The sequence below is a fragment of the Kitasatospora sp. NPDC042419 genome (assembly GCF_056437345.1).
This window is the reverse complement of the sequence record NZ_JBWKAW010000007.1, coordinates 166,665-179,402: the sequence shown is the minus strand read 5'-3', so window position 1 is coordinate 179,402 and position 12,738 is coordinate 166,665. Positions and strand designations below refer to the sequence as shown.

12 protein-coding genes and 6 tRNA genes are annotated in these 12,738 nt (G+C 73.4%); 8 read left to right on the top strand and 10 right to left on the bottom strand.

The genetic code is table 11. The features are described 5' to 3' along the window. Positions 1 to 33 precede the first annotated feature (33 nt). From thrS to AC067J_RS16830, 3 genes are all read right to left on the bottom strand, one after another. Positions 34 to 2,013, bottom strand: coding sequence for a threonine--tRNA ligase (thrS, locus tag AC067J_RS16840; protein ID WP_478299825.1), 1,980 nt, complete (start codon positions 2,011 to 2,013; stop codon positions 34 to 36). A gap of 99 nt (positions 2,014 to 2,112) precedes the next feature. Beyond that, positions 2,113 to 3,297, bottom strand: a complete 1,185-nt coding sequence (locus AC067J_RS16835; RefSeq protein WP_478299824.1) for a hypothetical protein — start codon at positions 3,295 to 3,297, stop codon at positions 2,113 to 2,115. Between the two features lie 32 nt (positions 3,298 to 3,329). Beyond that, the gene (locus tag AC067J_RS16830; RefSeq protein WP_478299822.1) at positions 3,330 to 3,884 is read right to left on the bottom strand and encodes a DUF4365 domain-containing protein; all 555 of its coding nucleotides are present in this window, start codon (positions 3,882 to 3,884) and stop codon (positions 3,330 to 3,332) included. A 154-nt stretch (positions 3,885 to 4,038) separates the two neighbouring features. Between AC067J_RS16830 and AC067J_RS16825 the strand changes: the two genes are divergently transcribed. Continuing rightward, the gene (locus tag AC067J_RS16825) at positions 4,039 to 4,806 is read left to right on the top strand and encodes an exonuclease domain-containing protein (RefSeq protein ID WP_478299820.1); all 768 of its coding nucleotides are present in this window, start codon (positions 4,039 to 4,041) and stop codon (positions 4,804 to 4,806) included. A gap of 93 nt (positions 4,807 to 4,899) precedes the next feature. Here AC067J_RS16825 and AC067J_RS16820 read toward each other — a convergent pair. The 3 genes from AC067J_RS16820 to AC067J_RS16810 form a co-directional block, all read right to left on the bottom strand. Continuing rightward, positions 4,900 to 4,971: transfer RNA gene (locus AC067J_RS16820), tRNA-Val, on the bottom strand. Between the two features lie 209 nt (positions 4,972 to 5,180). Then, positions 5,181 to 5,252: transfer RNA gene (locus AC067J_RS16815), tRNA-Val, on the bottom strand. Positions 5,253 to 5,474: 222 nt separating this feature from the next. Further along, positions 5,475 to 5,999 carry a TIGR02611 family protein gene (locus AC067J_RS16810; protein WP_478299818.1) on the bottom strand — a complete coding sequence of 175 codons (525 nt, stop codon included), beginning with the start codon at positions 5,997 to 5,999 and terminating at the stop codon, positions 5,475 to 5,477. Positions 6,000 to 6,193: 194 nt separating this feature from the next. Here AC067J_RS16810 and AC067J_RS16805 point away from each other — a divergent pair, with 194 nt between their 5' ends. Both AC067J_RS16805 and AC067J_RS16800 read left to right on the top strand, forming a co-directional pair. Then, positions 6,194 to 6,607 carry an SsgA family sporulation/cell division regulator gene (locus AC067J_RS16805; RefSeq protein ID WP_030056266.1) on the top strand — a complete coding sequence of 138 codons (414 nt, stop codon included), beginning with the start codon at positions 6,194 to 6,196 and terminating at the stop codon, positions 6,605 to 6,607. Between the two features lie 460 nt (positions 6,608 to 7,067). Then, positions 7,068 to 7,637 carry a CGNR zinc finger domain-containing protein gene (locus tag AC067J_RS16800; RefSeq protein WP_478299816.1) on the top strand — a complete coding sequence of 190 codons (570 nt, stop codon included), beginning with the start codon at positions 7,068 to 7,070 and terminating at the stop codon, positions 7,635 to 7,637. Between the two features lie 164 nt (positions 7,638 to 7,801). On the opposite strand, the gene AC067J_RS16795 is transcribed toward AC067J_RS16800, so the two are convergent. After that, the gene (locus AC067J_RS16795) at positions 7,802 to 8,347 is read right to left on the bottom strand and encodes a hypothetical protein (RefSeq protein WP_478299814.1); all 546 of its coding nucleotides are present in this window, start codon (positions 8,345 to 8,347) and stop codon (positions 7,802 to 7,804) included. Positions 8,348 to 8,503: 156 nt separating this feature from the next. Here AC067J_RS16795 and AC067J_RS16790 point away from each other — a divergent pair, with 156 nt between their 5' ends. Next, positions 8,504 to 9,004, top strand: coding sequence for a DsbA family protein (locus AC067J_RS16790; RefSeq protein ID WP_478299812.1), 501 nt, complete (start codon positions 8,504 to 8,506; stop codon positions 9,002 to 9,004). Positions 9,005 to 9,026: 22 nt separating this feature from the next. Here AC067J_RS16790 and AC067J_RS16785 read toward each other — a convergent pair whose 3' ends face one another. From AC067J_RS16785 to AC067J_RS16775, 3 genes are all read right to left on the bottom strand, one after another. Beyond that, the gene (locus AC067J_RS16785; protein WP_478299810.1) at positions 9,027 to 9,869 is read right to left on the bottom strand and encodes a GNAT family N-acetyltransferase; all 843 of its coding nucleotides are present in this window, start codon (positions 9,867 to 9,869) and stop codon (positions 9,027 to 9,029) included. A gap of 91 nt (positions 9,870 to 9,960) precedes the next feature. Next, positions 9,961 to 10,791 carry an aminotransferase class IV gene (locus AC067J_RS16780; protein ID WP_478299808.1) on the bottom strand — a complete coding sequence of 277 codons (831 nt, stop codon included), beginning with the start codon at positions 10,789 to 10,791 and terminating at the stop codon, positions 9,961 to 9,963. Between the two features lie 82 nt (positions 10,792 to 10,873). Continuing rightward, entirely contained in the window at positions 10,874 to 11,929 is a 1,056-nt protein-coding gene (locus tag AC067J_RS16775; protein WP_478299806.1) for a chorismate-binding protein, read from the bottom strand. 300 nt (positions 11,930 to 12,229) lie between these two features. On the opposite strand from AC067J_RS16775, the gene AC067J_RS16770 reads away from it, so the two are divergent. From AC067J_RS16770 to AC067J_RS16755, 4 genes are all read left to right on the top strand, one after another. After that, positions 12,230 to 12,302, top strand: a tRNA-Gly gene (locus AC067J_RS16770). A 40-nt stretch (positions 12,303 to 12,342) separates the two neighbouring features. After that, positions 12,343 to 12,416, top strand: a tRNA-Cys gene (locus AC067J_RS16765). Between the two features lie 33 nt (positions 12,417 to 12,449). Next, a tRNA-Val gene (locus tag AC067J_RS16760) sits at positions 12,450 to 12,521 on the top strand. A 41-nt stretch (positions 12,522 to 12,562) separates the two neighbouring features. Next, a tRNA-Val gene (locus AC067J_RS16755) sits at positions 12,563 to 12,634 on the top strand. The last annotated feature ends 104 nt before the right edge of the window (positions 12,635 to 12,738 follow it).

The window sequence follows — 12,738 nt, the reverse complement described above, 5'->3', positions numbered from 1 at the left end:
GAGCCCGCCCCGCGCTCACGCGTGCCCGCGGCGTCACACCTGGATGCGGCGCTCCACGGCGTCGACGATCTCGGCGACCGCGTCGGCCACCGGGACGCCGTTCTTCTGCTCGCCGTTGCGGTAGCGGAAGGACACCGCGCCCGCCTCGACGTCGTCGTTCCCGGCGATCAGCATGAACGGGGTCTTGCTCTTCTGGGCGTTGCGGATCTTCTTCTGCATCCGGTCGTCCGAGGTGTCGACCTCGACCCGGATCCCGCGCTTCTTCAGCTCGGCCGCGACCTCCAGCAGGTACGGCACGTGCTCGTCGGTGATCGGGATGCCGGTCACGGTGACCGGGGCCAGCCACGGCGGCATGGCGCCGGCGTAGTGCTCCAGCAGCACCGCGAAGAAGCGCTCGATCGAGCCGAACAGCGCCCGGTGGATCATGACCGGCCGCTGGCGCGAGCCGTCCGCCGCCGTGAACTCCAGGTCGAAGCGCTCCGGCAGGTTGAAGTCCAGCTGGATGGTGCTCATCTGCCAGGTACGGCCGATGGCGTCCTTCGCCTGCACCGAGATCTTCGGGCCGTAGAAGGCCGCGCCGCCCGGGTCCGGGACCAGCGGCAGGCCCTGCTTCTCGGCCACCGCGGCGAGGACGGCGGTGGCCTCCTCCCACGCCTCGTCCGAGCCGACGAACTTCTCCGGGTCCTTGGTGGACAGCTCCAGGTAGAAGTCGGTCAGGCCGTAGTCGCGCAGCAGGTTGAGCACGAAGGTGAGCGTCGAGTCGAGCTCGTCGGCCATCTGCTCGCGGGTGCAGTAGATGTGCGCGTCGTCCTGGGTGAAGCCGCGGGCGCGGGTCAGGCCGTGCACCACGCCGGACTTCTCGTACCGGTAGACCGTCCCGAACTCGAAGAGGCGCAGCGGCAGTTCACGGTACGAGCGGCCGCGCGCGTCGAAGATCAGGTTGTGCATCGGGCAGTTCATCGGCTTGAGGTAGTAGTCCACGCCCTCGTCGAGCTGCATGGGCGGGTACATACCGTCCGCGTACCAGTCGAGGTGGCCGCTCTTCTCGAAGAGCTTCCCCTTGGTGGCGTGCGGGGTGTAGACGAACTCGTAGCCCTCCTCCTCGTGCCTGCGGCGCGAGTAGTCCTCCATGGCGCGGCGGATGATGCCGCCCCTGGGGTGGAAGACGGCGAGGCCGGAGCCGATCTCCTCGGGGATGGAGAAGAGGTCGAGCTCGTTGCCGAGCTTGCGGTGGTCGCGCTTGGCGGCCTCCTCCAGGAACTCCAGGTGCGCCTTGAGCGCGTCCTTGGTCGGCCAGGCGGTGCCGTAGAGGCGCTGGAGCATGGGGTTGCGCTCGCTGCCGCGCCAGTACGCGGCGGCCGAGCGCATGATCTTGAACGCCGGGATCATCCGGGTCGACGGCAGGTGCGGGCCGCGGCAGAGGTCGCCCCAGCACAGCTCGCCGGACTTCGGGTCCAGGTTGTCGTAGATGGTCAGCTCGCCGGCGCCGACCTCGACGTCGGCACCCTCGCCGGCGGTGGCGGCGGAGCCCTTGAGGCCGATCAGCTCCAGCTTGTACGGCTCGCCGGACAGCTCCTCGCGGGCGGCCTCGTCGGTGACGACGCGGCGCGAGAACCTCTGCCCCCGCTTGATGATCTCCTGCATCTTCTTCTCGATGGCCTTGAGGTCATCGGGGTGGAACGGCTTCTCGACGTCGAAGTCGTAGTAGAAGCCGTCCTTGACCGGCGGGCCGATGCCGAGCTTGGCCTCCGGGAAGAGCTGCTGCACGGCCTGCGCCATCACGTGCGCGGTGGAGTGGCGCAGGATGTCGAGGCCGTCCTTGCTGCCGATCTCGACCGGCTCGACCTCGTCGCCGTCCAGGACGGCGTACGCGAGGTCCTTGAGCTGGCCGCCGACGCGGGCGGCGATGATCGAGCGGTCGTCGGCGAAGAGCTCGGCGGCCGTAGTGCCCGTGGTCACCACGCGCTCTTCCCGATCGGGTTCGCGGTTGATGATTACCCGGACGTCCGTCACCGGTCTCTCCTGACGTGCTGGATTCATAGGACGCAACACTGCGCTGCGCGTGACGATGGTACCGAGACCGGTGGCCCCACCGTCACCTCCGTACCCTCCCTACCCGCCGCCCAGGGTCTTGAGCAGCCGCTCCCGCTCGGCCTCCTCCAGCCCGCAGGGCTCCAGGCCGGTGGGCCGGGTGAGCCGGCGGAAGCCGCCGCGCCGCTCCAGCCGGCCGCTGACCCGGACCGGGGTGCCGGCCAGGTGGGCCTCGGCGGCCAGCCGGTAGGCGGGGTCGGGGAGGCGGACCTTGACCTCGTCGACCTCGGCGCCGCCGAGCACCCGCAGGCGGACGGAGCCGGTGCCGGCCGGGTCGGCGCGCTTGAGCCGGACGACGACGCCGACCACGGTGACGGCGACGGCGGGTTCGATGCGTTCCAGCAGTTCGGCGGCCTCGGCGAGGGCGGGCAGGTCGCCGGGCGAGAACTCCAGGGCGATCCGGCGGTCGCCGAAGCCGCCGGGGGTCCCGGCCGCGGCCGACCAGACGACGGTGAGCTGGGCGGCGGTGGCGCCGCGCACCAGTTCCTCGACGGAGTCGACGAGCTCGCGGCTGACGCCGGACTGGACGGCGTTCTCGAAGGCCTCGGCGCCGCCGCTGACCCGGCGGTAGTCGACGGCGTCGCGCAGCGCCTCCAGGGCGCGGACGAGTGTGGTCACCGCCGCCCGGCCCTCGGGGGCGGGGGTGTAGGCGGTGAGGCCGGGACCGCCGGAGACGACCAGGACGCGGTCGAGGAAGTCCCCGGCCCAGCTGTCGAGCCGGGCGCCGAAGTAGGCGGCCCGGGTGCGGCCGGCCTTGGCGCCGGCCGCCAGCATGGCGCGGGCCGCCCGCTGGAGCCGTTCGGTGTCGTCCCAGGGCACGGTGGCGGGGGCGGCGGCGGTCGCCGTGCCGGAGGGTCCGGCGAGGTCGCGCCGCCACTGGAGCTCGTCGCCGGGGACGGCGAGCGCGAGCAGGATGGCGCGGGCGGAGGGGCTGGCGGAGCGGGAGAGCGCGGTGACGGCGTCGCCGAGGAGGTCCACGGCGTCGTCGAAGCCGTCGCCGGCGGGGACGATCAGGCTGGTGCCGGGGTCGGCGCCGTCCGGTGGCGTCCACCGGCCGTACCGGGCGGCGGGCCCCCCGCGCCGGACCCAGCCGTGACGGGCCAGCAGGGTGGCGAGCACGGCGGGGTCGACGGCGGCCGGGTCGGGCAGTGCCCGGGCCTGCGGCTCGCCGGGACCGGGGCGCAGTGGCCCGTGGGGCAGTGTCATGGTGCGGCTCCTCCCGGCCGGGGGCCGGGCCGTCACGGGCTGCCGCCCGCGCCGACCCTGGCCATGATGTCGCACAGTGCGCGGTCGTCGAAGACCTTCGCGGTGGGTACCCGGACGTTGGTCCGGCGCTGCCCGGTGACCGGGTGGCCTGCCAGGTTGACCCAGTAGCAGCAGTGCCGCAGCTCCAGCGCGTCCGGCCGGGCCGCCAGCCAGCGGTCGACCCGGCGGGGCAACAGCATGACGACGAGGATGCGGGGCACCGCGACCCGGGGGCGGGCCAGCTTCCGCAGGTGGTCGTTGTCGAGGGTGAAGCTGAAGTACGGGCCGCGCGGATCGGGGGCGATCTGCTGGGTGGCCTTCAGCTGGATCTTGACGGTGACCTCGTCGTCGATCTCGTGGGTCCGGGAGCCGTGGCTGACCTGCCAGTCGATGCCGTTGTCGGGGAACGGCTGGGAGAGCGAGCAGCCGGCCGCGGCGGCGACCGCGTGCAGGTAGCCGACCTGCAGGGTCTCCATGCAGGCGGTCACCGCCAGGTCGCCCCGCAGGGCGGCCGCCGCCTCCTCGGGCTGCGGCTGGGTCAGCGCCATCGCCGGGTTCCCCTCCCCCGTCCCCCGGGGCCCGTCCCGATTCGAACAGGGCACCTGTCGGCAGGGTGCCCGGCCGGTGTTGCGCCAAACGGTTGAGGGGGCGTCAGGAGCGGGTATCACCGGGGCGGGAACGCGCTGTATCCGAGGGGCAGTCATGCAGCAGCACTGGTTCACCGGCCCGATCGCCTCCTTCGACACCGAGACCACCGGCGTGGACGTCGAGACCGACCGCATCGTCTCGGCCGCGCTGGTGGTCCAACTCGCCCCGGGCACGGCCCCGCAGGCGACCACCTGGCTGGCCGACCCGGGGGTGCCGATACCGGACGGCGCCCGCGCGGTGCACGGGATCAGCGACGAACGCGTCCGGGCGTTCGGCCGCCCCGCACGGACGGTGGTGGCGGAGATCGCGGCCGCCCTGGCGGTGCAGGCCCGGGCCGGCCGCCCGGTGGCGGTGATGAACGCGCCCTACGACCTGACGCTGTTGGACCGCGAGTTGCGCCGCCACCAGGGCGTGACGCTGATCGACGCGGTGGGCCCGGCGGGCCTGCTGGTGCTGGACCCCAGGGTGCTGGACAAGCACGTCGACCGGTACCGCAAGGGCCGCCGGACGCTGACCGACCTGTGCGCGCACTACGGCGTGGAGCTGACCGGGGCGCACGACGCGGCGGCGGACGCGGCGGCGGCGCTGGCGGTGGTCCGGACGATCGGGTCGCGCTACCCGGCCGCGCTGGGCGGGCTGACGGTGGCGGAGCTGCACCTGCGGCAGGCGGTCTGGCACGCGGCGCAGGCGCGGGGGCTCCAGGCGTGGTTCAACCGGTCGGGGGCGGACGAGCGGGTGGACCTGTCCTGGCCGCTGCGGCCGGCCCGGTGCGGTTGCGGCCGCCGGCTGTCGCCGGAGCACAGCTGCGGGGTGGCGGCGTAGCGCGGGCCCGGCCGGGGTGCCCGGCGCCCCGGTGCGTGCGCGAACGCCGCAGGCCCTGACCGGTATCCCGATCAGGGCCTGCGTGCTGTCCGGTGGGCGATACTGGGATCGAACCAGTGACCCCTTCGGTGTGAACGAAGTGCTCTCCCGCTGAGCTAATCGCCCGGGCAACGAGAAGAACTGTAGCACCATTCGGGGGGTGCGGTACAACTCGGTTCCCCGAGGTGGCGGCCGACACATCCGCAGAACTCGCACTCCGCACGGAAGGTGACTGCGCCTCAGTCCATTCCCGGGCACTGTTCGCGGGATTGTGGAAATACATGTGAGGCCCAGCCGATAATCGGCTGGGCCTCACATATCACAATGCATTCCGGTGGGCGATACTGGGATCGAACCAGTGACCCCTTCGGTGTGAACGAAGTGCTCTCCCGCTGAGCTAATCGCCCGGGTGCAGGGAAAACATTACCGCATCCCGCGGGGTGGTCCGAACACGCTCACCCCCGGCCCCCGGACCGGCCGCCTCACCCGGACGGCGCACCTCCGGCACCGCTCCCCCCGGACGGACCGCGGACGGGCCGCGGACCGTCCGCGGGCGGACCGCGGACCGTCTGCGGGCGGACCGTGCCCGGCCCTCGCCCGACCCTCGGCCGGTTCCCGCCCGGCCCCGCTCAGTCCTCGTTGATCTTCCAGGGCATGACCAGCCCGTACTTCCACAGGTACCAGCCGCCGATCCCCGCGATCACCGCCAGGCCGATCACGGTGAGCGTGATGTTGCGCCGGCGGACCCGCGGGTCCATGGCCTTCTGGGCCGCCTCGGCCACCTTGCGGCGGGTCCAGCGCAGCGCCAGCTGGGCCCAGACGAACTCGGTCGCCCAGACGCCCATGCCCAGGAAGATGACCACCCAGCCCGGGCCGGGCAGCGGCAGCATGATCACTCCGAGCACCACCACCGCCAGGCCGGCCAGAAAGACGGCCACCTGCCAGCTCAGGTGCAGCGGGCGGGAGCGGCGGATGAAGTGCGGCGCCCGCGAGCCGAGCGGCCGGCCGCCGTCCGCGTCCGCCCCGGACCCCGCCTCCCCGCCGTCACCGTTCCCCGGCCCCGTCGGCGCCCCCGTGTCGTCCGGCACGATCACATCCCCCGTTCCCGTGTTCCCGCCCGCGTCACCGCGTGCCTTGTCGCTTCGCACAGTCATGCCAGGAAACTAACCGAGAAGCGGCCCGGTAATGCCCCGGCGGGCAGTCTGTGGCGATTCCGCAATGCGCCGTAAGGGGTACGACTCGCGCCCGAATCGGGACAGAGGGGTTTACATCGGTCGTGGAGGTGGGATGGTCCGTTCGCCGACGTGCGATTCCCCGAGCGCACACTGAGCGAAAGGCCATGGCGCTTATGAACACCACGGTCAGCTGCGAGCTGCACCTGCGCCTCATCGTGTCCAGCGAGTCCTCACTGCCCGTCCCCGCGGGCCTGCGCTACGACACCGCCGACCCCTATGCCGTGCACGCCACGTTCCACACCGGCGCCGACGAGACCGTGGAGTGGGTGTTCGCCCGAGATCTCCTTGCGGAGGGGCTGCACCGACCCACCGGTACCGGCGACGTCCGGGTCTGGCCGTCGCGCAGCCACGGGCAAGGGGTGGTCTGCATCGCGCTGAGCTCTCCGGAAGGAGAAGCCCTGCTGGAGGCCCCGGCCCGGGCGCTTGAGTCGTTCCTCAAGCGGACGGACGCCGCCGTACCCCCCGGCACCGAACACCGTCACTTCGACCTCGACCGGGAGCTGTCCCACATCCTCGCCGAAAGCTGACCCCGACCGGAGGCGGTCACGCCCCGCTGTCGGCGGGGTCGTACCTCCTGCCGTCACCGCAGCCGTCCTACTCGGGGGCACGGCAGCAGACTCAGCCGCGCACGACGCGGTCTCGGGGCCGGTGAAACGATTCGCCCCCATCAGGGGCGGGTCACCGCACCGAAAGCGCCCGGCAGTGAGGCCGGCCACCCGCACGGGTGGCCGGCCTCACTGCCGGGCGCAGGCATCCGGCCGGGCGGCCCGTCGCCCGCCCTCCCCACCTGCCCTTCCCGCCCGCCCTTCCCGCCCGCCCTTCCGCGCACTCCCCGCACCCTCCTCCGCGCACTTCCCCGCACGCACTGACGAGATCCGTACGCACCTTCGAGGGAAGCCGGCACCGTGTGCCGCGCGGCCCGGTAAGGTCTGGAAGTGACCGTAGTCGCGGGGCGCCGACGGCCCCCTCCGCGCGAGGAGCCCCCACGTGCTGATCACCCATGACACCGAGTGCGCGCTGAGCATCCTCGTCGAGCTGCTCAACACCGCACCCGAGGTGTGCGGCACCGAGCTGCTGCCCGACGTGGCCGCGCTCGACGCCTTCGTGGTCCGCCAGGAGATCAGCGAGGTCGACTCCCTCACCGACGACGACCTACGCCGGGTGCAGGAGCTGCGCTCGCGGCTGCGCGAGGTCTTCGGGACGGAGTCCACCGAAGAGGCCGCCGAACTGGTCAACGCGCTGGTCGCCGCCGCCGGGACGACACCCCGGCTCACCAACCACGACCACCACGGGTGGCACATCCACTACTTCGCGCCGCACGCCGCGCTCGGCGACCACCTGGCGGCCGAGCTGGGCATGGCGCTGGCCTTCATCCTCACCGCCGGCGAGCGCGAGCGGCTGCGCCGGTGCGAGGCGCCGGACTGCGCGCGGGTCTTCGTCGACCTCTCGCGCAACCGGTCGCGCCGCTACTGCGACAGCCGGACGTGCGGGAACCGGCTGCACGTGGCCGCCTACCGGGCGCGCCAGCGGTCCGCCGAGACGGTGCCCTCGGCCTGAAGCCCCGGCGCAGGCCCGCCGGGCCCCGGCACCGCGCGAACCGGCCGTACGGGCGTGCCCGGGGCGCCGGTCCCGGCCCCGGGGCTCCGACCCCGGGGCTCCGACCCCGGGCACGCCGAGACCGCCGGACCGGTCCCGGTCCGGCGCGGATGGGCCGCTTCCGGTCAGATGCCGCGGCGGCGCAGGATCTCCTCGATGTCGGCGAAGTCGCCGAGGCCGTCGTCCCCCTTGGACTGCTTCGCCGGCCCGGCCTGCTTGCCCTGTTTCACCGGGTTCGCCCGGCTCGGCTCGCCCGGCTGCTTCGACGGCCCCACCCGGCCGGCCGCCGCGGCCGCCGCCGCACCCCCCGGCGTCGCGCCGACCGCCGGACGCCCGGGAGCCGGGCCGGCCGCCGCCGGACGGGCCCCGCCCTCGGCGACCGCACCGCGCCGGGCCGCCCAGCGGGTGGTGACCAGCAAGCCCGCCGAAACGCCCAGCAGCGCGATGCCGGTCCAGACCCGGGGATCGAAGACCAGCTTGGTCGCCCAGTCGGCCAGCTCGCTGCCGATGGTCCGGGCCACCGGGAACAGGCCCGTCAGGTAGAGGCCGACCGGCAGCAGCGCCACCGCGAACCAGCGGGTCGCGGAGAGGAAGCGCCGCCGGTACGCGCGCAGGCCCGCGACGGCCACCCCGGCCGCCGTGAGCGCGAAACTCACCGCCGCCGTCAGCACGGCCGCATCCCGTCCTCGGCCGCCCGCCCGCCGCGCACCGCCCTGCCGGTCGGCCTGTCAGTCGTACCGATCATCTCGTCGGACCTCCCGTCGCTCCGGTTCGGCCGGACCCGGCCGCCGGAACGGCACGGGACCCACTAGTGGAACACTGGGGGCATGATCGAAGGTTCCCTCCCCCGTCTCGAGTTCTGGTGCGAGCTCCAGTGCCCGGACTGCCGCACCGCCCTGGACGACGTCCGGACGCTGCGCGCCCGGTACGGCGACGCGCTCCGGATCGAGCTGCGCCACTTCCCGCTGGAGAAGCACAAGCACGCCTACGCCGCGGCGGAGGCCGCCGAGGAGGCGTTCGCGCAGGGACTGGGGTGGCCGTACGTCGAGGCACTGCTGGCCCGGGTCGAGGAGCTGGACGCGCGCGGCACCGAGGTGCTGCTGGAGGTCGCCCGGGAGGTCGGGGTGGACGCCGAGGAGGTGGACACCGCGCTGGTGGACGGCCGGCACATGCTGATCGTCGACGCCGACCAGGCCGAGGGCAAGGCGATCGGCGTGCAGGGCACGCCGACCTACGTGATCGGCGGGCAGCGGCTGGACGGCGGGCAGAGCCAGGACGGCCTGCTGGAGCGGATCTCCGCCGCCGTCGAGGCGGCCAAGGCCTCCTGACGGACCATCGGCGCACGGTGCGTCAGATCAGCGTCTTCCCGTAGACGCGGTTGGTCACCCGGTAGCCGAGTGACTCGTAGAGGCGGATCGCGGCCTCGTTCCCGCTGAAGACGTTCAGCCCGAGGTCGCGGACGCCGGCGAGCAGGCACTCCTGTTCGGCGAGCAGCATCAGCGCCCGCCCGTGCCCGCGGCCCCGGTGCGCCTCGGCCACCTCCACCACCATCACCCAGGCCAGCGGCGCGCCGTCGGGCAGCTCGCGGACCCGCAGGGCCAGCCAGAGCGAGCCCAGCGGGTCCGGCCCCGCGCCCCGCAGCCGGCGCAGCGCGACGCCCGGCGTGGCCGCGCCCCGGGGCAGCAGGTTCACGTGGTCGGCGTCGGACTTGGCGCGGGCCTGCTCCTCAGCGAGACCGGAGGAGACCAGGTCCCGCAGGTAGCCCTCCTTGGCGTCCGCGAGCCAGCCCGGGAACTCTTCGGCGCCGATCGGGCGCGCGACGACCCCGGACGGCAGCGCGGGCGGCTCGGTGAGGTGCTTGGCCATGTTCCGCATCCGCTCGGCGTAGCCGAGGGTGGCCGCGAGCGAGCGGGCGAGCTGCGACTCCTCCGGGATGTCGGCGTCCACCCGGGTGCAGCCCCAGCCGCGCAGCACCTCCTCGGCGGCCAGCGCGCCGAACGTCCCGCGCCCCCGGCCGCGCCCCTCATGGACTTCCAACTCGGATATCTCACCCCAGAGTTGCCCACCGCGCGGCAGGGCGCTGGTGCGCAGCGCGCCGACCGGGCGGCCGTTGGCGCAGATCCGCCAGCGTCTGGTGCGGCCGCCGCCGGCGGTGGGTGTCTCCGGGCCCTCAGGGCGCAGCGTGGTGGTCATGTCGGGGTCCCTTCCCGCCGCCCGGGTGTTCTACCCGCCGGGTGCGCGGTGCCGGGAGCCGCCGGCGGCGCGGGCCGGAGCCCGGCGGCGCTCAGGGGTCCAGGTCGTCGCCGCTGCGCTCGGCGAAGACGGCCATCGCCTTGGCGGTCACCGCGCCCGGTCCGGGCAGTTCGCGGCCGTCGACGCGGGTGACGGCCTGGACGTCGCGCAGGGTGGAGGTCAGGAAGACCTCCTCGGCCCGCTGGAGCGCGTCGAGCGGCAGGTCGGCCTCCTCGGCGCCGCACCACTCGATGACGAGTCGGCGGGTGATGCCGGCCAGGCAGCCCGAGGAGAGCGGCGGGGTGAGCAGGGCGCCGTCGAGGACGACGAAGACGTTGGAGCCGGTCCCCTCGCAGAGCCGCCCGGCGGTGTTGGCGAAGACGGCCTCGGAGGCGCGGGCGCGGTGGGCGGCGGCGAGGGCCACGACGTTCTCCGCGTACGAGGTCGTCTTGAGGCCGGCGACGGCGCTGTGCTCGTTGCGGCGCCAGGGGACGACGGCGACGGCCGTGGTGTCGGGGCGGCGGGCGGCGGCGCCGAGGGAGACGACCAGGGTGGGGGTGTCGTCGCCGCGCTCGGAGCCGAGCGGGGCGGTGCCGCCGGTGTAGGTGATGCGCAGCCGGCCGAGCGGCATCGTGTTGGCGGCGAGGACCCGGGCGCAGGCCTCGCGGACCAGGTCGTGGTCGGGGTCGGGCAGGCCGAGGCCGCGGGCCGAGCGGGTGAGCCGGTCGAGGTGGCGGGTGACGGCGAAGGCCCGGCCGTCGACGGCCTTCAGGGTCTCGAAGACTCCGTCACCGGTGGTGAGTCCGTGGTCGAGGACGGACAGGGCGGGGTCGGCGGAGTCGACGAGGGACCCGTTGACCCAGCTGGTGGTGGGGTGCTGCATCGAGGGCTGCTCCTCGTCGGTGGGGCGTGGGCGGGTCGGTTCCCGTCGCGGTCCGGTGACGGCGACGGGCGCGTGCCCGCTCTCAGTCGGTGTGGGTTTCGGTGCCCGACGCTATCGCGACCAGGCGGGCGGCCTTCAGTTCGGTTTCCGCCCACTCGCGGTCGGGGTCGGATCCCCAGGTGATGCCGGCGCCCGTGCCGAAACGGAGTTCGGGTGCGGCCGGGTCGGTCCGGTCGATCCAGAAGGTGCGGATGCCGACGGCGAGTTCGCCCTCGCCGCGGTCGGCGTCGACCCAGCCGACGGCTCCGCAGTAGGGGCCGCGCGGGGCGGTCTCCAGGGCTTCGATGATCCGCAGCGCGCTGGACTTCGGCGCGCCGGTGACCGAGCCGGGCGGGAAGGTGGCGGCGAGCAGGTCGGGCCAGCCGGCGCCGTCGCGCAGGGTGCCTTCGACGGTGGAGACCAGGTGGACCAGGCCGGGGTGCTTCTCGACGGCGCAGAGGTCGGGGACGGTGACGGTGCCGGTGGCGCAGACCCGTCCGAGGTCGTTGCGGACCAGGTCGACGATCATCACGTTCTCGGCGTGGTCCTTGTCGAGGAGATCGTGCTCGGTGCGGCCGGTGCCCTTGATCGGGCCGGAGGAGACGGTGCGGCCGGTGCGGCGCAGGTAGAGCTCGGGTGAGGCGGTGGCGATCTCGACGCCGTGGCCGGGCAGCCGGACGGTTCCCCCGTAGGGGGCGGGGTTGCCGTGGGCGAGCAGTCCGGTGAGGGCGTCGATGTCGGTGCGGTCCGGGTCGGGCAGCGGTGCGGACAGCACCCGGCAGAGGTTGGCCTGGTAGACCTCGCCGGCCGCGATGTGCTCGCGGATCCTGCGGACGCCCGCGGTGTAGGCGGCGCGGTCGAGCGAGCTGCGCCAGCGGCCGGCGGCCGGGCCGCGCCAGCCCTCGCCGGACGGCGGGGCGGGGGCCGGGCGGACGTCGTCGAAGCGGGCGCAGGTGAGCCGGCCCTCGAAGTCGTAGGCGACGGCCCAGTAGCCGGCGGAGTCGAGGGCCGCCGGATCCGAGGTGACGTCGCGCAGCCCGGTCGCGAGGCGGCCGCCGAAGCGGGCGAGCGGGGTGTGGGGGGCGGGGTGGCCGGACACGGTTCTCCTGCACGGGCTTGCTCGGGGTTGCGGTGCCTGAAGTGTAGGTCGGGGGGCGTGAGCAGAGTCGGGCGTCACGCGGGCGTGCGCCAGGTGACCTGCGGGTGTCACTCAGGGTGCCGTTCCACCCCCGGCGCGGCCGTCCGCCGAGGTCGGCGCGGGGCTCGTCCGGCACCGCCCGGCGGGCACCCCGGCGGCACGCTGCGGGAACGGATTTTTAGCTGGCCCGGGAATCCGCTAGAGTTCAACACGTCGCCAGGGAGCGCAGCCGAGAAAAACGGTGAAGATCCCGGGAGACAGGCGGACGTGGCTCAGTTGGTAGAGCATCACCTTGCCAAGGTGAGGGTCGCGAGTTCGAATCTCGTCGTCCGCTCGATGGAGAACAGTGTAAGATCGTTCTTCGAGTGTTGCCTGGTGGAGTGGCCGAGAGGCGAGGCAACGGCCTGCAAAGCCGTCTACACGGGTTCAAATCCCGTCTCCACCTCCAAGAGGGCTCCCGGTTCCACCGGGTGACCTCCCCGCGCGATTAGCTCAGCGGGAGAGCACTACCTTGACACGGTAGGGGTCACTGGTTCAATCCCAGTATCGCGCACGTCGGGCCCTTCGGGGTCTGCTGCAGGACCGCCACACCAGGCGCGATTAGCTCAGCGGGAGAGCACTACCTTGACACGGTAGGGGTCACTGGTTCAATCCCAGTATCGCGCACGTCGGATCCTTCGGGGTCTGCTGCAGGACCGCCACACCAGGCGCGATTAGCTCAGCGGGAGAGCACTACCTTGACACGGTAGGGGTCACTGGTTCAATCCCAG

Bases quoted from the DNA above. Each gene is read 5' to 3' on its own strand.
- AC067J_RS16835 (WP_478299824.1), bottom strand. From the start codon at position 3,297: ATGACACTGCCCCACGGGCCACTGCGCCCCGGTCCCGGCGAGCCGCAG.
- AC067J_RS16830 (WP_478299822.1), bottom strand. From the start codon at position 3,884: ATGGCGCTGACCCAGCCGCAGCCCGAGGAGGCGGCGGCCGCCCTGCGG.
- AC067J_RS16825 (WP_478299820.1), top strand. From the start codon at position 4,039: ATGCAGCAGCACTGGTTCACCGGCCCGATCGCCTCCTTCGACACCGAG.
- AC067J_RS16810 (WP_478299818.1), bottom strand. From the start codon at position 5,999: ATGACTGTGCGAAGCGACAAGGCACGCGGTGACGCGGGCGGGAACACG.
- AC067J_RS16805 (WP_030056266.1), top strand. From the start codon at position 6,194: ATGAACACCACGGTCAGCTGCGAGCTGCACCTGCGCCTCATCGTGTCC.
- AC067J_RS16790 (WP_478299812.1), top strand. From the start codon at position 8,504: ATGATCGAAGGTTCCCTCCCCCGTCTCGAGTTCTGGTGCGAGCTCCAG.
- AC067J_RS16785 (WP_478299810.1), bottom strand. From the start codon at position 9,869: ATGACCACCACGCTGCGCCCTGAGGGCCCGGAGACACCCACCGCCGGC.
- AC067J_RS16780 (WP_478299808.1), bottom strand. From the start codon at position 10,791: ATGCAGCACCCCACCACCAGCTGGGTCAACGGGTCCCTCGTCGACTCC.